22 protein-coding genes are annotated in these 22,322 nt (G+C 70.4%); 11 read left to right on the top strand and 11 right to left on the bottom strand.

Going from position 1 to position 22,322, the window contains the following annotated elements; translation table 11 throughout:
- Positions 1–103 precede the first annotated feature (103 nt).
- The gene (locus ABZ857_RS42555; RefSeq protein WP_357056151.1) at positions 104–1,174 is read right to left on the bottom strand and encodes a 2-oxoacid:ferredoxin oxidoreductase subunit beta; all 1,071 of its coding nucleotides are present in this window, start codon (positions 1,172–1,174) and stop codon (positions 104–106) included.
- The gene (locus tag ABZ857_RS42560; RefSeq protein ID WP_357056154.1) at positions 1,167–3,011 is read right to left on the bottom strand and encodes a 2-oxoacid:acceptor oxidoreductase subunit alpha; all 1,845 of its coding nucleotides are present in this window, start codon (positions 3,009–3,011) and stop codon (positions 1,167–1,169) included. Before ABZ857_RS42560 ends, ABZ857_RS42555 begins: the two co-directional genes overlap by 8 nt.
- Before the next feature lie 368 nt (positions 3,012–3,379).
- Here ABZ857_RS42560 and ABZ857_RS42565 point away from each other — a divergent pair, with 368 nt between their 5' ends.
- From ABZ857_RS42565 to nuoH, 4 genes are all read left to right on the top strand, one after another.
- Complete coding sequence (locus ABZ857_RS42565) at positions 3,380–3,751, top strand: NADH-quinone oxidoreductase subunit A (protein WP_357056157.1); 372 nt, start codon at positions 3,380–3,382, stop codon at positions 3,749–3,751.
- A gap of 109 nt (positions 3,752–3,860) precedes the next feature.
- Positions 3,861–4,316, top strand: coding sequence for an NADH-quinone oxidoreductase subunit B (locus ABZ857_RS42570; protein WP_239108469.1), 456 nt, complete (start codon positions 3,861–3,863; stop codon positions 4,314–4,316).
- The gene (locus ABZ857_RS42575) at positions 4,313–4,846 is read left to right on the top strand and encodes an NADH-quinone oxidoreductase subunit C (RefSeq protein ID WP_357056160.1); all 534 of its coding nucleotides are present in this window, start codon (positions 4,313–4,315) and stop codon (positions 4,844–4,846) included. The genes ABZ857_RS42570 and ABZ857_RS42575 overlap by 4 nt, the downstream gene beginning before the upstream one ends.
- Before the next feature lie 10 nt (positions 4,847–4,856).
- On the top strand, positions 4,857–5,810 hold the full coding sequence (gene nuoH, locus ABZ857_RS42580) for an NADH-quinone oxidoreductase subunit NuoH (protein ID WP_357056163.1): 954 nt from the start codon (positions 4,857–4,859) through the stop codon (positions 5,808–5,810).
- Positions 5,811–5,816: 6 nt separating this feature from the next.
- Here the strand turns inward: nuoH and ABZ857_RS42585 are convergent, their stop codons facing one another.
- The 4 genes from ABZ857_RS42585 to ABZ857_RS42600 all read right to left on the bottom strand — a co-directional run bounded on the left by ABZ857_RS42585 (position 5,817) and on the right by ABZ857_RS42600 (position 9,172).
- Positions 5,817–6,155, bottom strand: coding sequence for a hypothetical protein (locus ABZ857_RS42585; protein WP_357056166.1), 339 nt, complete (start codon positions 6,153–6,155; stop codon positions 5,817–5,819).
- On the bottom strand, positions 6,152–8,134 hold the full coding sequence (locus tag ABZ857_RS42590; RefSeq protein WP_357056169.1) for a hypothetical protein: 1,983 nt from the start codon (positions 8,132–8,134) through the stop codon (positions 6,152–6,154). Before ABZ857_RS42590 ends, ABZ857_RS42585 begins: the two co-directional genes overlap by 4 nt.
- Before the next feature lie 23 nt (positions 8,135–8,157).
- Positions 8,158–8,418, bottom strand: a complete 261-nt coding sequence (locus ABZ857_RS42595) for a hypothetical protein (RefSeq protein WP_357056172.1) — start codon at positions 8,416–8,418, stop codon at positions 8,158–8,160.
- 100 nt (positions 8,419–8,518) lie between these two features.
- Positions 8,519–9,172, bottom strand: a complete 654-nt coding sequence (locus tag ABZ857_RS42600; protein WP_357056175.1) for a helix-hairpin-helix domain-containing protein — start codon at positions 9,170–9,172, stop codon at positions 8,519–8,521.
- Positions 9,173–9,605: 433 nt separating this feature from the next.
- On the opposite strand from ABZ857_RS42600, the gene ABZ857_RS42605 reads away from it, so the two are divergent.
- The 7 genes from ABZ857_RS42605 to ABZ857_RS42635 all read left to right on the top strand — a co-directional run bounded on the left by ABZ857_RS42605 (position 9,606) and on the right by ABZ857_RS42635 (position 17,757).
- A complete protein-coding gene (locus ABZ857_RS42605) occupies positions 9,606–10,421 on the top strand; it encodes a 4Fe-4S binding protein (RefSeq protein ID WP_357056179.1) in 816 nt (271 codons plus the stop codon).
- Positions 10,418–10,957, top strand: coding sequence for an NADH-quinone oxidoreductase subunit J (locus ABZ857_RS42610; RefSeq protein ID WP_357056182.1), 540 nt, complete (start codon positions 10,418–10,420; stop codon positions 10,955–10,957). Before ABZ857_RS42605 ends, ABZ857_RS42610 begins: the two co-directional genes overlap by 4 nt.
- A 70-nt stretch (positions 10,958–11,027) precedes the next feature.
- Positions 11,028–11,384 carry an NADH-quinone oxidoreductase subunit NuoK gene (gene nuoK, locus ABZ857_RS42615; RefSeq protein WP_357056224.1) on the top strand — a complete coding sequence of 119 codons (357 nt, stop codon included), beginning with the start codon at positions 11,028–11,030 and terminating at the stop codon, positions 11,382–11,384.
- Positions 11,381–13,297 carry an NADH-quinone oxidoreductase subunit L gene (locus tag ABZ857_RS42620; protein WP_357056185.1) on the top strand — a complete coding sequence of 639 codons (1,917 nt, stop codon included), beginning with the start codon at positions 11,381–11,383 and terminating at the stop codon, positions 13,295–13,297. Before nuoK ends, ABZ857_RS42620 begins: the two co-directional genes overlap by 4 nt.
- 88 nt (positions 13,298–13,385) lie before the next feature.
- Positions 13,386–15,197, top strand: a complete 1,812-nt coding sequence (locus tag ABZ857_RS42625) for an NADH-quinone oxidoreductase subunit M (RefSeq protein ID WP_357056188.1) — start codon at positions 13,386–13,388, stop codon at positions 15,195–15,197.
- Positions 15,194–16,750, top strand: a complete 1,557-nt coding sequence (locus ABZ857_RS42630; RefSeq protein WP_357056191.1) for an NADH-quinone oxidoreductase subunit N — start codon at positions 15,194–15,196, stop codon at positions 16,748–16,750. Before ABZ857_RS42625 ends, ABZ857_RS42630 begins: the two co-directional genes overlap by 4 nt.
- Positions 16,751–16,908: 158 nt before the next feature.
- On the top strand, positions 16,909–17,757 hold the full coding sequence (locus ABZ857_RS42635; protein ID WP_357056194.1) for a M48 family metalloprotease: 849 nt from the start codon (positions 16,909–16,911) through the stop codon (positions 17,755–17,757).
- 11 nt (positions 17,758–17,768) lie between these two features.
- Here ABZ857_RS42635 and ABZ857_RS42640 read toward each other — a convergent pair whose 3' ends face one another.
- The 5 genes from ABZ857_RS42640 to ABZ857_RS42660 all read right to left on the bottom strand — a co-directional run bounded on the left by ABZ857_RS42640 (position 17,769) and on the right by ABZ857_RS42660 (position 22,307).
- Positions 17,769–18,344: a pyridoxamine 5'-phosphate oxidase family protein gene (locus tag ABZ857_RS42640; protein ID WP_357056197.1), complete on the bottom strand. Its 576-nt coding sequence runs from the start codon at positions 18,342–18,344 to the stop codon at positions 17,769–17,771.
- Between the two features lie 19 nt (positions 18,345–18,363).
- Positions 18,364–19,395, bottom strand: coding sequence for a hypothetical protein (locus ABZ857_RS42645; protein ID WP_357056200.1), 1,032 nt, complete (start codon positions 19,393–19,395; stop codon positions 18,364–18,366).
- A gap of 348 nt (positions 19,396–19,743) precedes the next feature.
- Positions 19,744–20,496, bottom strand: coding sequence for an amino acid ABC transporter ATP-binding protein (locus tag ABZ857_RS42650; protein WP_357056227.1), 753 nt, complete (start codon positions 20,494–20,496; stop codon positions 19,744–19,746).
- A 44-nt stretch (positions 20,497–20,540) separates the two neighbouring features.
- Complete coding sequence (locus ABZ857_RS42655; RefSeq protein WP_357056203.1) at positions 20,541–21,395, bottom strand: amino acid ABC transporter permease; 855 nt, start codon at positions 21,393–21,395, stop codon at positions 20,541–20,543.
- Positions 21,396–21,398: 3 nt separating this feature from the next.
- Entirely contained in the window at positions 21,399–22,307 is a 909-nt protein-coding gene (locus ABZ857_RS42660; protein ID WP_357056206.1) for an ABC transporter substrate-binding protein, read from the bottom strand.
- Positions 22,308–22,322 lie beyond the last annotated feature (15 nt).

Raw genomic sequence — 22,322 nt, forward strand, 5'->3', positions numbered from 1 at the left:
CCACTCTCCCCCAACCCCCCCCCATCCCTATCTCCAAAACCCCACCCAAAAAAACAAAACCCCGCCGTCCCGCGGGCCCCCGCGGCCCGGCGCCACGCCCTGGTCACCTGATGGTCCAGGTGTCCCCACCGTGGAGCAGGCCGGCGAGGCTGCCGGCGCCCTTGTCGGAGGTGGCCGCCTGGACCTGCTCGTTCATGAGCTGGTCGTAGGACGGCCGGTCGATCGAGCGGAAGACGCCGATCGGCACGTGCTCGAACGCCGGCTCGTCCAGCCGCGACAGCGCGAACGCCAGCGACGGGTCGGGGTTGTGGGCGTCGTGCACGAGGATCTCGCCGTCGGAGACCTCGGCGCGGCGCACGACCTCGACGCCGCCCGTGGGCGACAGCCGTACGGCGCGCTCGTTGTCGCCGGTGCCGAAGACGATCGGCTGCCCGTGTTCGAGCCGGATGGTGATCTCGTCGCGGGTGCCCGGGTCCTTCAGGGTGTCGAAGGCGCCGTCGTTGAAGATGTTGCAGTTCTGGTAGATCTCCACCAGCGAGGCGCCGCGGTGCTCGGCGGCCTGGCGCAGCACGCCCTGCAGGTGCTTGCGGTCGCTGTCGATGGTCCGGGCGACGAACCCGGCCTCGGCGCCGAGCGCCAGCGAGATCGGGTTGAACGGCTTGTCCAGCGAGCCCATCGGCGTCGACTTGGTGATCTTGCCGATCTCGCTCGTGGGGGAGTACTGCCCCTTGGTCAGGCCGTAGATCCTGTTGTTGAACAGCAGGATGTTCAGGTTGACGTTGCGGCGCAGCGCGTGGATCAGGTGGTTGCCGCCGATCGACAGCGCGTCGCCGTCACCGGTGATGACCCACACCGACAGGTCCGGCCGGGAGGCGGCGAGACCCGTGGCGATCGCCGGTGCCCGCCCGTGGATCGAGTGGAAGCCGTAGGTGTTGAGGTAGTACGGGAAGCGCGAGGAGCAGCCGATGCCGGAGACGAACACGATGTTCTCGCGCCTGAGCCCCAGCTCGGGCAGGAAGCTCTGCACCGCCGCCAGGATCGCGTAGTCACCGCAGCCCGGGCACCAGCGCACCTCCTGATCGGACTTGAAGTCCTTGAGGGTCTGCTTGGCGTCGGTACGAGGGATCAGGGCAAGACCCTTGCCGTTGAGGCTCCCGTTGGCGATGTCAGTCACTTTCGATCACGTCCTGGATGACGGCGGCGAGTTCGGCGGCCTTGAACGGGAGCCCGCGCACCCGGTTGTAGCTGATCACGTCGACCAGGAAGCGGGCCCGCAGCAGCATGGCGAGCTGGCCGAGGTTGATCTCGGGCAGCAGCACCTTGTCGTAGGAGCGCAGCACCTCGCCGGTGTTGGCGGGCAGCGGGTTGAGGTGCCGCAGGTGCGCCTGGGCCACCTTGTGCCCGGCCGCGCGCACCCGGCGGGCCGCCGCCGCGATCGGCCCGTACGTCGAGCCCCACCCGAGCACGAGCACCCGGGCGTCGCCGTCGGGGTCGTCGACCGTCAGGTCGGGCACGTCGATGCCGTCGATCTTGGCCTGGCGCAGCCGCACCATCCGGTCGTGGTTGTCGGGGTCGTAGGAGATGTTCCCGGTGCCGTCGGCCTTCTCGATGCCACCGATCCTGTGCTCCAGGCCCGCCGTGCCCGGCACCGCCCACGGCCGGGCCAGCGTCTCCGGGTCACGCTTGAACGGCAGGTACGTGCCGTCCTCGCCGTTGGGCTCGGTGGTGAACAGCACCGAGATGTCCGGCAGCTCGTCGATGTCCGGGATGCGCCACGGCTCCGAGCCGTTGGCCAGATAGCCGTCCGACAGCAGCATGACCGGCGTGCGGTACTTCAGCGCGATCCGTGCCGCCTCGATCGCCATCGTGAAGCAGTCGGACGGTGTGGCCGCCGCCAGCACCGGCACCGGCGACTCGCCGTTGCGGCCGTACATCGCCATCAGCAGGTCGGTCTGCTCGGTCTTGGTCGGCATGCCGGTCGAGGGCCCGGCCCGCTGCACGTCCACGATGATCAGCGGAAGCTCCGTGGTCACCGCCAGGCCCACGGTCTCGGCCTTGAGCGCGATGCCCGGGCCGGAGGTCGTGGTCACGCCGAGCGACCCGCCGAAGGCGGCCCCGAGGGCGGCGCCCACGCCGGCGATCTCGTCCTCGGCCTGGAACGTCCGGATCCCGAACCGCTTGTGCTTGGACAGCTCGTGCAGGATGTCGGAGGCCGGGGTGATCGGGTAGGACCCGAGGAACAGCGGCAGCTTCGACTGCACCGACGCCGCGATCAGCCCGTACGCCAGGGCCTGGTTGCCGGAGATGTTCCGGTAGGTGCCCGGCCGGAGCGTGGCCGGCTTGATCTCGTAGGAGACCGAGAAGGACTCGGTCGTCTCGCCGTAGTTCCAGCCCGCCTGGAAGGCCGCGATGTTCGCCTTGGCGATCTCCGGCTTCTTGGCGAACTTGGCCTCCAGGAACTGGATCGTCCCCTCGGTCGGCCGGTGGTACAGCCACGACAGCAGCCCGAGCGCGAACATGTTCTTGGCTCGCTCGGCGTCCTTCTTGGAGATGTCGTAGCCCTCGAGCGCCTTGACCGTCAGCGAGGTCAGCGGCACCGCGTGCAGGCGCCACTCGGCCAGCGAGTCGTCCTCGAGCGGGTTGCCGTCGTAGCCCACCTTGGTCAGGTTGCGCTTGGTGAACTCGTCGGTGTTCGCGATGATGTCGGCGCCCTTGGGCAGGTCCCCGAGGTTCGCCTTCAACGCGGCGGGATTCATGGCGACGAGCACGTTGGGCGCGTCGCCGGGGGTCAGGATGTCGTGGTCGGCGAAGTGCAACTGGAAGCTCGACACCCCGGGCAGGGTGCCGGCGGGAGCGCGGATCTCCGCCGGGAAGTTGGGGAGCGTCGACAGGTCGTTGCCGAACTGGGCCGTCTCCGCCGTGAACCGATCACCGGTGAGCTGCATTCCATCGCCCGAGTCACCCGCGAACCGGATGATCACGCGGTCGAGTTGCTGAACCTGCTTGGTCACAGCTCCTCAGTCCTCCTTGACGCGCCCAGGCCTGCCTGCTGGTGGCACGTTGTCATATCCATGCTAGATCCATCGGGGTCACGCTGGTTTTTCGTAGATGCGCACTTGAGGTGCGCTCTACCGGGACTTTCCGCACCTGTGGCGCGTTCCCGCTGGTGCCTCGGCCGCCGGGGGCGGCGCACCGTCAGCTTCGCGAACCGTCCGGGCGACACAGGCCCGACGCGAGCCGGCACAGGTCCAGGTGCAAGCGGGCGACGAGCTTGATTCGGGTCACGATCCTCAACTATATGCGCGGGACTCGGATGTGACCGTCAGGTGTTCAGCCCTTGAGATCGTGCCGGGGTTATTCTCGAGACCTGGGAGGCGGTATGAGTGGATACTTCGGCTCATATGCCGTGGTCGTCGTCCTCTTTCTCGTCGGCGTGGCGATCTTCACGGGCGGATTGTTCGTGAACCGCATGTTACGTCCCAGCCGGCCGACCCCCGAGAAGCTCACGACGTACGAGTGCGGGGTCGATCCCGTCGGCGAGGGCTGGGCGCAGTCGCAGATCCGCTACTACGTCTTCACGTATCTCTACGTGGTCTTCGCCGTCGACGCCGTGTTCCTCTTCCCCTGGGCCACCGTCTTCGCCGCCCCCGGGTACGGCATGACGACGCTGGTGGAGATGTTCGTCTTCCTCGCGTTCATCGCGCTCGGCATCCTGTACGCCTGGCGCAAGAGGGTGCTGGGCTGGACGTGACCCGACCGGCTCCGGGGAGGACAATGGACGGCATGGCGGTGACCGCATGCCCGTGAACGATCTCCCGATGCCCACGGTGGGGCCGGTGTCCCGGCTGGCGCCCAAGCCGATGAAGTTCGTGCTGAACTGGGGCCGGCGCTACTCGCTGTGGGTCTTCAACTTCGGGCTGGCCTGCTGCGCCATCGAGTTCATCGCCACGTCGATGAGCAGGCACGACTTCATCCGCTTCGGGGTGATCCCGTTCGCCAACGGCCCCCGGCAGGCCGACCTGATGATCGTGTCCGGCACGGTGACGGACAAGATGGCGCCCGCCGTACGGCGGCTGTACGAGCAGATGCCCGATCCCAAGTACGTCATCTCGTTCGGCGCCTGTTCCAACTCGGGCGGGCCCTACTGGGACTCGTACTGCGTCACCAAGGGCGTGGACCAGATCATCCCGGTGGACGTGTACGTGCCCGGGTGCCCGCCCCGCCCCGAGGCCCTGCTCCACGGGATCATGAAGCTCCAGGAGAAGATCGCCGGCGAGACGCTGGAAGACCGCTACCTGCCGGGAGCGGACGCATGAGCGCCACCGAGGCCCTGCGCGAGCGGTACGGCTCACGCGTCACCGACTCCTTCGGGCAGGACGTGCTCGACGTGGACCCCGGCGAGTGGATCGACGCGCTGGCGTTCGCGCGCTCGGCCGGATTCGAGTTCTTCGACTGGCTGACCGCCGTGGACGAGCCGCCCGAGGCGTTCGCCGTCGTGGCCCACGTGTTCGACCCGGTCGCGTTCGCGCACCTGCTCGTGCGCACCCGCATCCCGCGTGACGACCCTCACCTGCCGACCGCGACGGGGGTCTTCCGCGGGGCGAACTGGCACGAGCGGGAGACGTACGAGATGTTCGGCGTGGTCTTCGACGGCCATCCGGACCTGCGCCCGCTGCTGCTGCCGGACGGCTTCGAGGGCCATCCGCTGCGCAAGGACTTCGTGCTGGCCGCCCGGGTCGCCAAGGCCTGGCCCGGGGCCAAGGAACCGGGGGAGTCCGACCACGGCTCGCCGAGCCGCCGCAGGATGCTGCCCCCAGGCGTGCCACCCGACTGGGCCTCAGGGTAAGAGGGGTTCCATGGCCGAGGTGCTCGACATAGCGGTCCGGCTGGTCGTCGTGGTGGCGGCGTTCCTGCTGCTGCCGCTGATCGTCGGGCAGATGGAGCACAAGGCCATGGCCCACATGCAGTCCCGCCTCGGGCCGATGTACGCCGGCGGTTTCCACGGATGGGCGCAGCTCCTCGCGGACGGCGTCAAGTTCGCCCAGAAGGAGGACGTCATCCCGGCGGCCGCCGACCGGCGGGTCTTCGCGATCGCCCCGGCGGTGGCGCTCGTGCCGTACCTCGTCGTGATGGTGGTGATCCCGGTCGGCCCCGGACTGGCGGCCGTGGACCTCGACGCCGGGCTGTTCTTCGTGCTGGCGGTGATGGGCGTCGGCGTGCTCGGCGCGATCATGGCGGGGTGGGCCTCGGCCAACAAGTACAGCGTGCTCGGCGGCATCCGGGCCGCCGCCCAGCTCATGTCGTACGAGCTGCCGCTGGTGCTCGCGGCCTCCAGCGTGGCGATGGCCGCGGGCACGCTGTCCCTGCAGGGCATCGCGGAGCAGTGGCGCTGGTGGTGGCTTCCCTGGCAGGCGATCGGGGCCTTCGTGTTCTTCGTCGCCGGCCTGGCCGAGCTGCGCCGGCCGCCGTTCGACATGCCGATCGCGGAATCAGAGATCATCATGGGCCCGATCACCGAGTACGCCGGGTTCCGCTTCGCCCTGTTCATGCTGGCCGAGTACGCCGGGATCGTGGTGCTGTCCGCCCTCACGACCGTGCTGTTCCTCGGCGGCTGGCAGGGGCCCCTCCTGCCCGGCCCGGTGTGGACGCTTCTCAAGGTCTTCGCCCTGGCCTTCGTCGTCATCTGGGTGCGCGTCAGCTACCCACGGCTGCGCGAGGACCAGCTGCAGAAGGTCGCCTGGACCGTCCTGGTGCCCCTCGCCCTCCTCCAGCTCGCCCTCACCGGAGTCGTCAGGGTCCTCATGGCCTGAGCGCGATCACAACGGGCACCTCCACCCCGGCCACCCCGCCGTCGCCTCGTCCTCCCACGCCTGCAGCGTCTTGCCCTCGTAGACGGTGTCGCGATGCACACTGAGCCATTCGACGAGTTCCGCGCTGCCCCGGACCTTTTCCCTTACGAGCCAGGGCTGGTCGCGGAGGTGGGCCTCGGGGATGCCAGCGTGATCCACAAGGCACTGGACCACCGCGACGAGCGCCTGGTCGCGCCGTTGTACTTCATCGTTCACCGGTCTGTGCGGCTTTTCGTTCCTCGTACAGGCGGACAGGGCGAACGCCATGAGCAGGAGAACCGCGGTCCCCGCCTTGAGAGCTCTCACTGCTGCATCCTCATCGCTTCCTGCGCGGACCTGATCCACTGGAGCAGAGTCCTGCCGCCGTAGGAGGTCTCCGCGTGTTCGCTGAGCCACTCGACGAATTCGGCGTTGGGCGTCAGCCTGCCGTTCGTGTACCAGCTGGCGTCGTGCGGCGGATGAAGCGCTCCAGAACAGATGAGGCCCTGCACCACCGGCACCTCGATCTGAAGAACCTGCGTGCGGAAGGCGTCCGCGTTGTTCTTGAGCGCGCGCAACGCGTGGTCCGTGTCGAACGACTCGTTCAGCACCGGCGCGAAACCCCCCGTCAGGAACTGCGCGATGGTTCCCGGTCCCCATGGGTTGCTGAAGCTGAGCGCGCCGAAACCTCCGGTCAGGATCGCGAAAGCGGTCTGGTTTCTTGTCTCCTCTTCGTCTCGCAACTGCTCGTCGGCGAAGTGCCGATCGTTCTGCAGGCGCTGCACCGTGCCGTACAGGCCGGCCATTTCGCTGAGGTAATCCGCATCGGATGGATCTTTGACGGTGGCCGCGACGGCGACCGCCACGCGAGCGTTGAGGATGCCCTTGAACCGTCCGAACTCCTCCGGCGTCCGCAACGCCTGAGCGAGCACAGCCTCCAGTTCGCTGTCCCTGATCACGACCGTCCACGGATTGGCGGGATTGTTCTCCTTCGGCAGCGGCTGGGAGGTGAAGTCATGCCCCACTGACTTGGCGAAGTCGGGCAGGTAGCGCTCGGCGGTGTAGGCCAACGCCTGGCGGATCTTGTCAGGCAGCACCGTCTGGGGGTGGAGCTTGGAGAATTCGGCGGTGGCTTGGACGATGTGGACGACGGACCAGGCGGACTCCTTGGCGTCCACCGAGGTGCCGCGCTCGGCTGAGACGGCGGCCTTGAGGAAGGCCGCGGTGGGAGTGGAAACGTCCACCTGGCCGATGGGAGGAAGCGTGCCGCCGGGGCGCACGTACGAGCTCAGGAAGGGCCCCGGATCGTAGCCGGGGGTGTGCCAGGAGTCGCTGACGAGCATGCGGGCGTACGTGAGGCCGGTGGCGGGATCGCCCAGCACGTGCCGGGCGGCCAGGCCGTTCTCGGCGGCCCGCTGGAGGACGGCCCCCACAGCGTCGTACTCCGCCATCAGCCGCTGCTGACGCGAGGCGTCTGCGTCGGTCTCCAACTCGCCGCGGGCAGGCGGCCAGATCGTCTTCCCGGCGGCGCGGGCGTCGAGCATGGCGCGGGTCAGGTCCGCGAGCAGGCGGGAGTCCCATGACCTGCCCTCGGGGCCGTACTTCACGAGCATCCCGACCGACCAGGGGTCGGAGTTCCCGGTGAGTGCGGCGCGGGTCTCGGCGGGCAGGAGGGGCCGGCGGTCCTCGCCCGTGCCGACGCGCATCTGGCCGGCGGCGGCCAGGGACGCCCCGAGCGCCCGCAGTAGGCTCACGCTCTCCGCACTGAACAGGGCGGTTCCGGCCCGTTCGTACAGCGCACGGGCCGCCCGCAACGCGAGCGGCCCCGCGCCCGCCCAGAAGGCCGCCTGGTAGTCCTTGTCGGCGAGGTGCTGCTGCAGGCGCTCCGACAGCCCCGACAGGGCGATGCGCGTGTCCTCGGGGTTATCGCCCGCGAGGGCGGCGGCCAGTGCCGCGGCGTCGCGCCTGCCCTGGTAGCCGCTCTGCCCGGTCGCCTCCCAGTCCAGCCGTACGTTCGGGGGGCGGTCGAAGGTGAGCCCGAGGGCGCCGGGCGCGCGGGTCAGTGCGTTCCAGCCCTGCTGCCTCGCCAGTTCGTACGCCCTGGTCGTGCGGGCGTCCATGTCGCGGACATCGTCGAGCGCGGCGGCGATCAGGCCGGGCAACGATGTGGTTCCGACTTCGCTTCCCCATTTCTGCAATTTTTGCTGTATGAGCGGACTGTGCCGGGCCAGCAGATGGTGGAGTTGCTCGAGCCGTTTGGTCAGCTCCTTGAGATTCGCGGGATCGACTCCGACGAATTCGCCCACGGCATTCCTTCCGTTGCGGCGGTCTACGAGGCGGCTTTCCGGCGCTCCGCCTCCTCCACGCGGGCGATCAGACGCGGCTGCTCGGCGAGTACGGCGTCGAACAGCCTGGTGAGCTGGTTTTTACGGGCGTTCCAACCGGCGGCCCAGCGGTCGGCCGCCGGGCCCTGCCAGGTGCGGTCCCCGAACATCGCGGGGACGGCGGTGAGCGCCTGGAGAACCTCCCGTACGGCGGTGGCGGCCGCGGCCATGTCCGCCCTGCATTCGGCGATCTCGGATGACGTCACTTGCCCCTCCGGCGGTCGCGGCTGATGCACCTAAGAGCCTAAGGAAACGCCGATGGCCCAGCCAGGGATATGTGTGACGACAACCGGGATTACCGAATGACTATGGGAGGAAAATGCCGTATTCGGTGAGGTCTGGGGTGAGGTGCGGGGGCAAAGAAGCGGCGGCCGAGACGTCCTCGGCCGAGACGAAGCCGCCGACCTGGTCGCGTACGCGCACGATCTGGTCGGCGAGCGCGGGCGTCAGGCCGGGCAGGTTCGCGAGCACAGAGGCGGGGGCACGGTTGACGTCGACGAGGCCGCCGTCGTCGTACTGGCGAGGGAGGTCGGGGCGTCCGATCCGTAGTTCGCGCGCCATGACCGGATCGCGCTCCGCCAGTTCCCTGGCCTGCTGCCGCAGGGCGCGGCGGTGCTGCGCGAGCGCGATCGCCTGCTCGTTCCCGGTCTCGTACGGCGCGGCGTCGCCGAACACCTGTCTCCTGACCGCGAGGGAGTGCACGGTGCCGAAGAGCCAGGGAGTCAGCATGCCGACAATCATCAGAAAGGACGCCAGGGCCGGGGCATCGGTGTTGTCGTACAGCTCGGCGAGGTAGATCCACACGCCGGTCGCCGTGGCGTACCCGGCGGAGGCGAGCCCGTACCACACGCTGCGGCGGCGGATGGCCGCGTACATCATCGTGAAGGGGGTGCCGAAGCCGCAGGTGTACAGCGGGGCGAGCGCCCACAGGTAGCTGGGGGCGCTGGAAGGCCGCTGCACGGGCGGCGGCGTCGGCGGAATCGGTGGCGGCAGAGGTGGCAGCGGAGGTGGCAGCGGAGGTAGCGGCACAGGTGGCTGTGCGGGCGGCGGCGGATAGACGCCGTAGGGCCCCGGCTGCCCTGGCTGCCCGTACGGTCCCCGGTGCCGGTACGGACCCTGCGGTCCGTGTGGTCCCTGCGGTGGTCCCTGTGGTGGTCCCTGTGGTGGTCCCTGCGGTCCGGGCGGGTAACCTCCCGGCCCCCCATAGCCGTTCATGGTCCAGACGATACGTATTTGTCGGTCTGTGCGCGTCCCTCTTCTCCCCCACACCCTGTGGACAACCCTGGGGATGACGGTGTGGACGATGTGGAAAACATCTGGGATGGAGTCACACGTTCACTCGCCTCCGATAGTGCGCGATGATGAGCCTGTGGCGCGCATTCCAGGAGAAGGGTTGGCCAAGGGCCTGGCCGTGACCATGCGGCACATGCTGCGTAAGTCGGAGACGCAGCAGTACCCGGAGGTCCACCCCGACCTGCCCGCCCGCAGCCGGGGCGTGATCGCCCTGGTGGAGGAGAACTGCACCGTCTGCATGCTCTGCGCGCGCGAGTGCCCCGACTGGTGCATCTACATCGACTCCCACAAGGAGACCCTGCCGGCGCCCGAGGGCGGCGGCCGTCCGCGCGCCCGCAACGTGCTCGATCGCTTCGCGATCGACTTCTCGCTGTGCATGTACTGCGGCATCTGCATCGAGGTGTGCCCCTTCGACGCGCTGTTCTGGTCGCCCGAGTTCGAGTACGCCGAGTACGACATCCGTGACCTTCTGCACGAGAAGGACAGGCTGGGCGAGTGGGCGGCGACCGTGCCGCCGCCACCGGCCCACGAGGTGGGCGCCGAGTCGCCGAAGGAACTGTCGGCCGGTTCCCGCCCGGCGCCGGCCCGCCGTACGGCGCCTGTGAAGGGACCGGCCGAGGGCGCGTCCCCGGCGCAGGCGACCGCACAGGAGACAGCGCAGGAGACAGCGCAGGGGTCGGTGCGGGAGACCGCACAGGAGCCGGCACAGGAGACCAGGCGGGAAACGGCGCAGCCAACCGCGCGGGAGGCGGCGCGGGGACCGGCGGCGGAACCCGCGAAGGGACCGGAGGGCCGCCCGCGTCGTGAGCCGCCCAGGGCCATGCGCGACATCCGCTCCATCCGGCCGCCCGGCTCCCTGCCGAAGAACGCCGGGTCACCGCCGGAGAAGAAGGACGGGCCAGAGGGGGAGCGATGACCTCGCAGGCGCCGGGGTTGTGGCCGCCCTCGGGGCCTGAGGTCGTCTTCCTGCTGCTCGGCGCCGTCGCCGTCGGCTCGGCCCTGCTGGTCGTCACGACCAGGCAAATCGTCCACGCGGCGCTGTGGCTGGTCGTCTGCTTCGGCGCGCTCGCGGGCGGCTACCTGGTGCTGACCGCCGAGTTCGTCGCCTGGGTGCAGGTGCTGATCTACGTGGGCGCGGTCGTGGTGCTGCTGCTGTTCGGCATCATGCTGACCCGCGCGCCCATCGGGCCCTCCGCCGGCCTCGACTCCGGCAACCGGTGGGCCGCCGCGCTGGTCGCCGTCGCGACCGCCGCCGTGCTCGTCACCGTGGTCGTCACCGGCTTCCGCACGGCGTACGCGCCGCTCCATCCCGGGCAGGGGGCGGCCGAACCCCTGGGGGCGAGCGTCTTCCGCACCTGGGTGCTGCCGTTCGAGGCGCTGTCGGTGCTCCTGCTCGCCGCACTGATCGGCGCGATCGTCCTGTCCCGTACGGACATCAGGGGGCGGGAATGACCCGGTTATCGAGCTTATCGACCTTATCCACCTTATTGACCAGGCCGACGGCCCGGAGGCGGTGAGCGAGGTGCACGTCGTCTACCCGGTGGTGGTCTCCGCCCTGTTGTTCTCCATCGGTGTGTACGGCGTGCTGGCCCGGCGCAACGCGATCCTCGTGCTGATGTCGGTCGAGCTGATGCTCAACGCGGTCAACCTCAACCTGGTGGCCTTCGACGTCTGGCTCAGGGACCGCCTGCACGGCGGCCAGGTGCTGACGCTGTTCGTCATTGTGATCGCCGCGGCCGAGGTGGGGCTGGGGCTGGCCATCGTGCTGGCCGTCTTCCGCACGCGGCGGACCGTCGACGTCGATCGGTTGCGGGCGCTCGCCGAGGTCCCACCCGCGCCCGGTCCCTCGGCTGAGTCGGCCGGGGAGGGCGCCTCGTGACCGCCGTGGTGGCTCTGATCATCCTGCTGCCGTTCGCCGCCGCTGCCGCCGGGCTGCTGGCGACGCGCCTGGGCGCCCGAGATCTGCGCACCCGAGATTTGGGCGCCCGCACGGAACGGGCGGCGTACCGGAGGGCGGCGTGGTTCGCGATCGCCCCGGGCGCGGCGTCGGCGGCGCTCACGGTGTGGCTCGCCGTCGCCCTGGCGCGGGGAACGGGTGCGTCGGCAGGGCGGTTCTGGTCGGATCTGCTCCCCGGCCGGGCCGAGGGCACGCTGACGGTGGTCGAGACGGGATCGGTTCCGATCTCCCTGACTCTGCGGGCCGACGGATTGTCAGTGCTCGCGGGCATCCTGGTCGTCGTGGTCGCGCTGGCGGTGCAGGTCTACTCGGTCGGGTACATGCGGGACGAACCCCGCTACCCGTCCTACAGCGCGTTCGTCAGCCTGTTCACCAGCGCCATGCTGCTCGTGGTCTACGCGGGGGATCTCATCGTCCTCTACGTCGGCTGGGAGATCATGGGCCTGTGCTCCTACCTGCTCATCGGGCACTGGTGGGAGGACCGGGCCAACTCCCGGGCGGCGGTCAAGGCGTTCCTGGTCACCCGGCTCGGCGACGTCGGCTTCCTGTTCGGGATCTTCACCCTGGGCCTGTCGGCGGGGAGCTTCCGGATCGACGACGTGCTGCGCGCAGATCTCCCCAAGGGCACGCTGGTCGCCGCGACGCTGCTGCTGCTCGCCGGGGTCGCGGGCAAGAGCGCTCAGGTGCCGCTGCAGACCTGGCTGCCCGACGCGATGGCCGGCCCCACCCCGATCAGCGCGCTCATCCACGCGGCCACGATGGTGGCGGCCGGGATCTTCGTCGTCGCCCGGCTCTATCCCGTCTTCCTCGCGGCGCCGCCCACGCTCGACGTGCTGGGTGTGGTCGCGGCCGTCGGCATGCTGGGCGCCGCGCTCGCCGCGCTCGCGCAGGACGACCTCAAGCGCGTGCTGGCCTACTCGACGATCAGCCAGCTCGCCTACATGGCCGCCGCACTGGCCGCCGGGTCCGACCGGGCGGCGATGTTCCATCTGGTGTCGCACGGCGCGTTCAAGGCCCTGCTGTTCCTCTGCGCGGGCCTGGTGATCCACCACGTCGGCTCGAACCTGATCAGTCACATGGGCGGCCTGCGCACCGCCCTTCCGGTGACGTTCTGGACGATGACCATCGGTTTCGCCGCGCTCGCCGGGCTGCCGCCCGCGAGCGGCTTCTTCAGCAAGGACGCGGTGATCTCGGCGATCGAGCACGGGACGGGACCGGCCCAGCTGTTCGTGTACGCGTCGGCGCTGCTGACCGTGGGGGTGACCGGGGCGTACGCCGCCCGCGCCTGGCTGCGCACGTTCTTCGGCCCGGCCCGGATCGAGCCGCTCGCCGAGCCGCCGCCCGGTGTCGCCCACGTCTTCGACGGCCGCGAGGCGCCCCCGTCGATGCTGTGGCCGGCAGGCGTGCTGGCCGTGCCCGCCCTGCTGCTCGGCCTCGCCGGTTCGGCGGCCGGTGTGCGGGTCGAGTGGGGATCGGCGGCCGTCAGCCTCGCCGTCGCGCTGCTCGGCGCCGGGATCGTGTACGCCCTGTGGCGGGCCGCGCCCGAGCAGGACCCCGCCCGGCTGCTCGGCCCGTTCCGGGTCCCGTGCGAGCGGGCCTTCTACGTCGACGCCGCGTACGCGGCGCTGGTCGCCCGGCCCGTCCTGCGCCTGGCCAGGGGGGTGGTCCGCACGGACGCGCGGGTGGTGGACGGTGCGGTCCGGGGCTCCGGCCGCGCGACGCTCGGCCTTTCCGGCCTGGTGCGGCTCGCCCAGAACGGCAACGCGCAGCTCTACGTCACCGGCCTGCTCGCCGGGCTCGTGCTGATCGCGGTCGCGGCGGTGGTGATGACATGATGCGGCCGGCTCGTCGGCGGGGCTCGTGCCGGTCGCGGTCGCGGCGGATCGGACCGGCGGCGCGTGGTCTTCCGGGTGGTGGTGACGAGTGAGCTGGCTGCCGATCGCGCTCGTGGCCGTCCCGCTGCTGGGGGCCGTCGCCTTCGCCGTCCCGGCCGTACGGGACAGGGCGGTGGCCTGGGGGATCGCCGTCTCCGCCGTGGTGCTGGTCCTCGCCGTCGCGCTCGCCGCGGTCTTCGACCACGCGCGCCCCGCCGCGATGCAGGCGCAGACCGACCTGCCGTGGATCCCGGGCCTCGGCCTGCGGTTCCACCTTGGCGTGGACGGCGTCTCGCTGCCGCTCGTCGTGCTGACCGCGCTGCTGACGTTCCTGTGCTTCGTCCACCTCGCCGGGCACCCACCCGCGGGCGGACGCTTGGGCGCGCTGGTCGTCACGCTGCTCGTGCTCGAAGTCGGCATGATCGGCACGTTCCTCGCCCTCGACCTGCTGCTGTTCTTCGTGTTCTTCGAGGTCGTGCTGGTCCCGATGTATTTCGTGATCGCCCTGTGGGGCGGCGCGGGCAGGCGGGCGGCGGCCGTGAAGTTCATCCTCTACACCCTGCTCGGCTCGGCCGTCCTCCTCATCGGGCTGCTCGTCGTCTGGACGCAGGCCGGCACGCTCGACATGGTGGCGCTGGCCGGGCGCCACGGCTCGGGCATCGCCCGGTCGGCGCAGATCCTCGCCTTCCTCGCCATCGGCCTCGGCCTGGCGGTGAAGACGCCCATGTGGCCGCTGCACACCTGGCTGCCCGACGCGCACACCGAGGCGCCGACCGTCGGCTCGGTCCTGCTCGCGGGCGTGCTGCTGAAGATGGGCTCGTACGGCTTCGCCAGGATCGCGATCCCGGTGCTCCCCGAGGGCGCGGCGGCACTGGCCCCCTGGCTCGGCGCGTTCGCCGTGGTCGGCATCGCGTACGGATCGCTCGCCTGCCTCGCCCAGCGCGATCTCAAACGGATGATCGCCTACTCGTCCGTCGGCCACATGGGCTTCGTGCTGCTCGGGTTCGCCTCGCTCACGCCGGTGGGCCTGAACGGCGCCCTGTTCGCCAACGTCGCCCACGGGCTGATCACCGGCCTGCTGTTCTTCCTCGCCGGAGCCGTCAAGGAGCGGTACGGCACGGCCGACATGGTCCGGCTGTCCGGCGGCATGCTGCGCCGCCTGCCGTACGTCGGGTCGCTGCTGACCTTCGCCTGCGTCGCCTCGCTGGGCCTGCCCGGCCTCGCCGGATTCTGGGGGGAGATGCTCGCGCTTCTCGGCGCGTTCCGCCCGGCCGCCGGGCTCTCCCGGCCGCTGTTCCTGGTGTTCATGGCCGTCGGCGGGCTCGGCACGGTGCTCACCGCGGCCTACTTCCTGGTCATGCTCTCGCGGGTGACGCACGGCCGGGCGGTCGAGACCATCCTGCCCGCCGGGCCTGTCGAGCCGCTGGGGCCGCCGGAGCCGCCGGAGCCGCCGGAGCCACTGTGGCCGCCGGGGCCGCCGCTCGCCACCGCAGAAGGCGTACGCGAGGTGCTGAGCGAGGCGGGGGAGGGCGCGGAACCGGTCGAGCCCGTCGCGACGGGAGCCGCCGTGGCCGCCCTGGCAGGGCTGGGCAGGGAGGGCATGGAGCAGCGCGCGAGCGCCGCGGTGGACGACGGCGAGGCCGGTGTGACGGGTGCCGCCGGGGCCCTCGGGCCGGGTGTCGCCGGTGCCGCGGAGGCGGGCCGGGGGCGGCGGACCTTCGGGGACGTCACCGCGTGCGAACTGGCGGCCTGGCTTCCGCTGGTGGCGCTGATCGTGCTGTTCGGCCTGTGGCCGAAGGCCCTGCTCGCCGTCACCACGCCCGCCGTCCAGTCGCTCCTCGGATCGGGGGTGGCGCCATGACGGGCGGGGTCATCCAGTCCATCGATTACGCCGCCGTGGCGGCGCCGCTGGTCCTCGCGCTGGTGGCCGGGCTCGTGCTGCTGCTCGACGCGTTCCTGCCCGCCCGCCCCGGCGGGGCGCGGGTGCTCGGTCTCGTCACGCTCGGCGGCCTGGTCGCCGCCCTGGCGGTGGTGGCCGTCCAGGCCGCGAGCGGCGCGACCCGGCGCACGTTCTGCGTTCCCGCCTCCCTCGGCGGCGGGTCCGTCCCGGGCCGGGGCGCCGCGGCGTCGTGCTCGTTCGTCGTGGACCGCTTCACCCTGGTCATCGCGGCGGTCGTGCTGGCGGCCGGGGTGGTCGTCGTGCTGCTGTCGATGACGGAGATCGCCGGGTCCGCGGAGCGCGGCCGGATCCCGGCCGGGGAGTGGTACTTCCTGCTGGCGGCCACGCTGGCCGGGGCGGTCCTGCTGCCGGCCTCCCGCGATCTCATCATGCTGGTCGTGTCGCTGGAACTGGTGTCGCTGCCGGTCTTCGCGCTGACCGCGCTCAGGCGCCATGAGGGCCGCGCGTCCGAGGCGGCCCTCAAGCTCTTCCTGGTCTCCGTGGTCTCCACGGCGATCACGTTGTTCGGCGTCTCGCTGCTCTACGGGGTGACCGGCTCGGTCCACCTCGATCGGATCGAGGCCGCCCTGCGGACGGCGGGGAACACGGCCGGGGCCACGGCCGGGGCCACGGCAGGGGACATGGCTCAGGTCACGGCGGCGGCGGTCGTGCTGGTGGTGGCGGGCTTCGCGTTCAAGATCGCCGCGGTGCCGTTCCACTTCTGGGCGGGAGACGTGTACCAGGGCGCCCCGGTCCCGGTCGCGGCGCTGCTGTCGGTGGTGTCCAAGGCGTCGGGCTTCGCCGGGCTGATTCTCCTGCTGACGTCCGCGCTGCCGGGGAGGGCGGCGCTGTGGGCTCCCGGAGTGGCGGTCGTCGCCGCCCTGACGATGACGGCGGGCAACGTCCTCGCGATGCGGCAGCGCGCGGCCGTCCGGCTGCTGGCCTGGTCGTCGGTCGCGCAGTCGGGCTACATCCTGGCGCCGCTGGCCGCCTACGCCGCCGAACCCCGCGCGGCCGTCGGCGCGTCGGTCGCCTATCTCGTCTTCTACGCCGCGATGAACCTGATCGCCTTCGCGGTGGTCCTGCTGGTGGCGCGGCTGCCCGAGGGCCAGGACCTGGAGGCGTACCGGGGGCTGGCGCTGCGGAGTCCCGCCGCCGGACTGTCCCTCGCCTTCGCCCTCGTCTGCCTGGCCGGGCTGCCGCCGGGGCTCGCCGGCCTGTTCGCGAAGATCGTCGTCTTCCGGGCCGTCGTGGACGGCGGGCTCGGCTGGCTGGCCGTGGTCATGGCGGCCAACACGGTGGCCGGGCTGTACTACTACATCGCCTGGTCCGCCCGGCTGTTCGCGCCGCCCGCGGCGGGCGAGAGCCGTACGGTCTCGACGAGAGCGGCGGCGGGGGTCGCCGCCGCCGTCGCGGTCGCCGTCACCGTGGTCTTCTCCGTCGCCCCGCAGGTGGTGCTGTCCGTCACAGGGTGAGGCGCGTCACGGGGAACGTTCGTCCAGGACATGCGCGTTGGTAGGGCTGGACGCACCGAGCTGGACACACCGAGCTGGACACACCGAGCTGGACCACCGAACCGGACACACCGAACCGGACATACCGAGCTGGACATACCGAGCTGGGAGGAGGAGGCGTGCACCACAACCGCCTGCGCACCGCGGTCCTGCTGGGGGTGCTGTCCGCGTCGCTCCTGGTGGCCGGGGCCTGGCTGGGGGGCGGCACGGGTGCCCGGATCGCCGTCGTGGTCGCCCTCGCGGTCAGCGGTGTCGCCTACTTCCGCGCCGACAGGATCGCGCTGTCGGCCATGCGGGCCAGGCCCGTGGCCGAGGTGGAGCAACCGGTCCTCTACCGTGTCGTCCGCGAGCTGTGCACCGAGGCCCGCGCGCCGATGCCCCGCCTGTACGTGTCCCCGACGATGCAGCCCAACGCGTTCGCCACCGGGCGCAACCCGCGTGACGGGGTCGTGTGCGTCACGCACGGCCTCCTCGGGCTGCTGGACGAGCGCGAACTCAAGGGCGTGCTCGGCCACGAGCTGTCGCACATCCACAACCGGGACGTCCTGATCTCCTCGGTCGTGGGCGCGCTGGCCACCATGATCACGTACTTCGGGTACGCCGGCCTGTTCTTCGGCTCCGACGACGACGAGGGCCCGGGGTTCCTCGGCGCCATCCTCGTGATGATCCTCGGCCCGGTCGCGGCCACGATGATCCAGATGGCGATCGCGCGCTCGCGGGAGTTCGCGGCCGACGACGCGGGCGTACGGCTGACGGGCGACCCGCTGGCCCTCGCCTCCGCGCTGCGCAAGATCGAGATGGAGGTCCGCAGGCTGCCGCTCCCCGAGAACGGCAGGCTCGCCTCCGCCGGCCACATGATGATCGTCAATCCGTTCCGGGGCACCCGGATCGGCAGGCTGTTCGCGACCCATCCGCCGGTCGCCGCGCGGATCGCCCGCCTGGAGCGGATGGCCGGCTACCGGCGGTGACGCGGGCGCGTTCAGGAATGCCGGGCGACCGGGTCGGTCTCCGCGGCCGCCAGCGCGGGCAGCCCGTCGATGCTCTCCCGGTTGTGCTTGGCGCGGTAGTCCCGCCGCTGCTGCACGTCCTTGCGCCCCGCCCACTCGTCGAGCAGCGTCCGGTCCTGCTCGTACGCCATGAACGGCACCGAGTAGCCGCACGAGTCGGCGATGCGGTCGCAGCTCACGACGATGACCGACCGCACCCCCGGATGCGGGCCGAAGAGCGCGAGCAGGCCGGCGAAGTCGGCGTCCCGGGGGGTCACGACCCGGCCGGTGCCGAAGAGGCGGACGATCTTGGGCGGCCCGCTGAAGGCGCAGAACATCAGCGTGACGCGGCCGTTCTCGCGGACGTGGGCGATGGTTTCCACGCCGCTGCCGTCGAGGTCCAGGTAGGCCACCGTCGTGTCGTCGATGACCGCGAAGGTGTCGGAGTATCCCTTGGGGGACACGTTGACGTGGCCGCCACGCTCCGGAGCGGTCGCGACGAAGAAGACCGGCTGCGTAGTGACGAACTCGCGCAGCCGGTCGGTGAGCTTCTCGTAGACCTTGCCCATATCGGGACGATAACCCGGGTCATTCGCCGGGCAACCACCAGGTCCACAAACTGGACCTCACCCGGAAGGAGTCCAGCTTCGCGGTGGCGCCGGTGCCGGTGTCGAGGCCGCGTACGACGACGTGGTGCGTCTCGCCGGTCTTCACCGAGTCGAGGGTCTCCCAGAGCTTGAGGCCGCCGTCGGGGGTCCACTCCAGCCGCTTGGCCGACTCGTTCCTGGGCACGCGCACGTCCACGGCCTCGCCCACGGTGTCGTTCGACAGGTCGTACACCCGGAGCCGCTGCTTTCCGGACGGGGTGGTGATCAGCACCGCCACGGAGGAGCCGTCGTCGGCGAGCGCCATCGGGCTGTTGTTGGCCACGACCTGCGGCACGATCTGGGTGTTCGTCCGCCGCCCATCCTCGTCGTACACGCTGAACTGGCTGGTGTTCTCGGCGGTCCCGCGGGAGACGAGCACGTGCTTCCCGTCGGGGCTGAAGCCGACCACCGCCGCGTCGGCCCGGATCTTGCGCACCTTCCCCGTACGGATGTTCACGATGAGGGACGGCAGCTTGTCGTCCTCGTCGTAGTAGTCGACCGTGAGCAGGCCGCCGTCCCGCGACAGGGACGTGGCGAGGTCCCCCATGCCGATGCCCTTGGGCAGCTTCGACACCGAGCGGGGGAGCACGCGGACCTTGTTCGTGGTCACGTCGCGGACGACGAGCAGGCCGTCCTTCTTCCTGAAGTACGACACCTGCCGGCCGTCGCCGCTGACCGACAGGGGCGTGTACGACCCCTTGTCGATCTTTCCCTTCGCCGTGCGCGGGAACACCTGGGCGTCCTTGAGCACGTTGTCACGGCCGTTGCCGAGCGCGAGGTGCCACGAGCCGCAGGGGAAGTAGTCGTCCTTCTTGCTGCAGGACTTCAGCCAGGCGTACCGGACGGTGGACGCGGAGGACGACGCCGTGGCGGAGGCGGCTCCCGTACGCGCCTGCGCCTGGGCGGTCCCGGCGAGGGCGGTCAGCGCCATGGTGGCCGCCGCCGAGAGTGCGAGGATCGCGGGCTTTCTCATCGGGCTTCCTTTCGTCTCGCCTGGATAGATGCGGTGCGGCGGCGAAAGGTTCTGTCACGAATCAGCCACGCCAAGATCTCTACACCTTCGGCGGGGAAAGGGATGGAAGCCGGGCGCTGCGGTACATGCGCCAGACCACCGACTTCACCTGCGGGCCGGTGGCGCCGTAGCCGGCCCTGGCCGGGCTGGGGCTGTGGGGTCCTGTGAGGAGGAGCTGCGGCTGTGGCGCGAGGCGATCACCGTGGCCCGGCTGCGACCCTCTGGTCTCGCCGCTCGCGGCCGGCCGGGGCGCCACCCCGGAGGTGCTGCCGGGGGCGCTCCGGACGTCAGACGCCGAGGGTCGCGGGGTCAGAGGACCTTGGACAGGAACGCCTGGGTGCGAGCGTGCTGGGGGTTGGCCAGCACCTCGCGGGGGACGCCCTGCTCGACGATGACACCTTCATCCATGAACACCAGCGAGTCGCCGACCTCTCTGGCGAAGCCCATCTCGTGCGTCACGACGACCATGGTCATGCCCTCACTGGCCAGGTCCCTCATCACGTCCAGGACTTCGCCGACGAGTTCCGGGTCCAGGGCGGAGGTGGGCTCGTCGAACAGCATGAGTTTGGGCTGCATCGCGAGTGCGCGCGCGATGGCGACGCGCTGCTGCTGCCCGCCGGACAACTGGGACGGGTAGTTGCCCATCCGGTCGGACAGGCCGACCCGGTCGAGCAACTGCTCCGCTCTGGCCTTGGCCGCGTCCTTGCTCTCGCCCTTCACGAGGATCGGCGCCTCCATGACGTTCTGCAGGGCCGTCATGTGCGGGAAGAGGTTGAACCGCTGGAACACCATGCCGATGTCCCTGCGCTGCGCCGCGACCTCCTTCTCGCGCAGCTCGTACAGCTTGTCACCGCGCTGGCGGTAGCCGACGAGGTGCCCGCCCACCCACAGCCGGCCCGCGTCGATCTTCTCCAGATGGTTGACACAGCGGAGGAAGGTGGACTTCCCCGAGCCGGAGGGGCCGACGATGCACATCACCTCGCCCTGCCGGACCTGAAGGTCGATGCCCTTCAGCACCTCGACGTGGCCGAACTTCTTGCAGACCTGCTCGGCCTTCACCATCAGGCCGTCGTCCGGGACGTCCGCCGGGGCGTTCGTCGTCTCACTCACCGCGCGTGCCCCTTGCCGTAGTACCGCTCAAGGTAGTGCTGGCCGATCATCATCAGCGACGAGAGGAAGAGGTACCAGACACAGGCCATGATCAACATGGGGATGATCTGGTACGTGTTCGAGTAGATGCTCTGCACCGTGAAGGTCAGCTCCGTGTACGGCACGGCCGCCACCAGCGCGGTGTTCTTCAGCATCGAGATCGCCTCGTTGCCGGTGGGCGGTGCGATCACCCGCATGGCCTGGGGCAGGATGATCCGGCGCAGTGCTTGGGTCCGCGTCAGGCCGAGCGCGCTGGCCGCCTCCTGCTGGCCGACGTCGACCGACTGGATGCCACCGCGCACGATCTCGGCCATGTAGGCCGCCTCGTTGAACACCAGGCCGAGCGCCGCCGCGGCGGCCGCGCTGTACAGCGCGTTGGTATGTGCGGTGACGAACTCGGGGCCGAACGGGATGCCCAGGCCGAGGGTGGGGAACAGCGCCCCGATGTTGCCCCAGATCAGCAGTTGCGTGAACAGCGGCGTGCCGCGGAACACCCAGATGTAGATCCAGGCCGCGCCGCGCAGCAGCGGGTTGGCCGAGAGCCGCATCAGGGCGAGCACGATGCCAAGGAGCACGCCGCCGCCCATGGCGGCGACGGTCAGCCAGATCGTGTTGCGCACGCCCTGGAGCACCGGAGGCGCGAACAGGTACTTGAGCTGCTCGGACCAGTTGTAAGCCTCGTTGGTGACGAGGTTGTTGACCAGCATCGCGGCCAGCACCAGGACCGCCACGGCCGCCACCCAGCGGCCGGGGTGGCGTACTGGGACGGCCTTGATCGTCCCGATTCGCGACTCCGACCCACCCGCAGACATGGATCAGCCGCCAGCGCCGTTGATCACAGGATCCTTGATGGCGCCGTCCTGGACGCCCCACTTCTCCAGGATCTTGGTATAGGTGCCGTCCGCCATCAGCTCCTTCAGCGCGCCGAGCACGGCGTCCTTGAAGGTGCCGGAGTTCTTGCCGATGGCGAAGCCGTAGGGGGCGGCGTCGTACACCTGGCCGATCGTCTCCAGCTTGTCGCCGGTCTGCTTGATCGCGTAACCCACGATGGGCGAGTCCGCCAGCATGCCGTCGATCTTGCCGGATACCAGGTCGGCGTTGACCTCGGTCTGGCCCTTGCGGACGACCTGCTCGATCGCGGGCTTGCCGTCCTTGACGCACTTCTCGCTACGTGCCTTGATGTCGTCCACCTCGACCGTGCCCTGCTGGACGCCGATCTTCTTGCCGCAGGCGTTGTCGGGGTCGACGCCGTTCGGGTTGCCCTTCAGGGCGGCCCACGAGACACCGGCGGAGTAGTACGTCACGAAGTCGACGACCTTCTCGCGCTCCGGGTTGTCGGTGAAGGACGAGACCCCGAGCTCGTACTTGCCCGACTGGATGCCCGGAATGATCGTGTCGAAGCCGGCGTTCTGGAACTCGGCCTTGAGCCCGAGCTTGGCGGCCAGCGCCTCACCCAGTTCGACCTCCCACCCGACGATCTTCTGGGTGGCCGGGTCGACGGACTCGTTGGGCGGGTAGGACGCGTCGCTACCGATCAAGATCTTGCCGTCCGCGGCGATGTTCTGCGGCACGAGCTGCGCCAGGGTGCTTGTGGCGCTGGGGATCGGGGCGGCGGTGTCGGTCCCGGTCGTGCCGTCGCCACATGCCGAGAGGGTCAGCCCCGCGGCGATGGCCAGGGCGCCGGTCACTGCGAGCCGACGCCGCATTATCGATCGTGAGAGCACGAGGCACTCCTTGGT

This window comes from Microbispora sp. NPDC046933 (assembly GCF_040644635.1).
Taxonomy (GTDB): domain Bacteria; phylum Actinomycetota; class Actinomycetes; order Streptosporangiales; family Streptosporangiaceae; genus Microbispora.

What these genes read in the sequence shown, in the direction of transcription:
- ABZ857_RS42565 (WP_357056157.1), top strand. Translation starts at nt 3,380, where the DNA reads ATGAGTGGATACTTCGGCTCATATGCCGTGGTCGTCGTCCTCTTTCTC.
- ABZ857_RS42570 (WP_239108469.1), top strand. Translation starts at nt 3,861, where the DNA reads ATGAAGTTCGTGCTGAACTGGGGCCGGCGCTACTCGCTGTGGGTCTTC.
- ABZ857_RS42575 (WP_357056160.1), top strand. Translation starts at nt 4,313, where the DNA reads ATGAGCGCCACCGAGGCCCTGCGCGAGCGGTACGGCTCACGCGTCACC.
- nuoH (WP_357056163.1), top strand. Translation starts at nt 4,857, where the DNA reads ATGGCCGAGGTGCTCGACATAGCGGTCCGGCTGGTCGTCGTGGTGGCG.
- ABZ857_RS42610 (WP_357056182.1), top strand. Translation starts at nt 10,418, where the DNA reads ATGACCTCGCAGGCGCCGGGGTTGTGGCCGCCCTCGGGGCCTGAGGTC.
- ABZ857_RS42630 (WP_357056191.1), top strand. Translation starts at nt 15,194, where the DNA reads ATGACGGGCGGGGTCATCCAGTCCATCGATTACGCCGCCGTGGCGGCG.
- ABZ857_RS42640 (WP_357056197.1), bottom strand. Translation starts at nt 18,344, where the DNA reads ATGGGCAAGGTCTACGAGAAGCTCACCGACCGGCTGCGCGAGTTCGTC.
- ABZ857_RS42645 (WP_357056200.1), bottom strand. Translation starts at nt 19,395, where the DNA reads ATGAGAAAGCCCGCGATCCTCGCACTCTCGGCGGCGGCCACCATGGCG.
- ABZ857_RS42650 (WP_357056227.1), bottom strand. Translation starts at nt 20,496, where the DNA reads ATGGTGAAGGCCGAGCAGGTCTGCAAGAAGTTCGGCCACGTCGAGGTG.
- ABZ857_RS42655 (WP_357056203.1), bottom strand. Translation starts at nt 21,395, where the DNA reads ATGTCTGCGGGTGGGTCGGAGTCGCGAATCGGGACGATCAAGGCCGTC.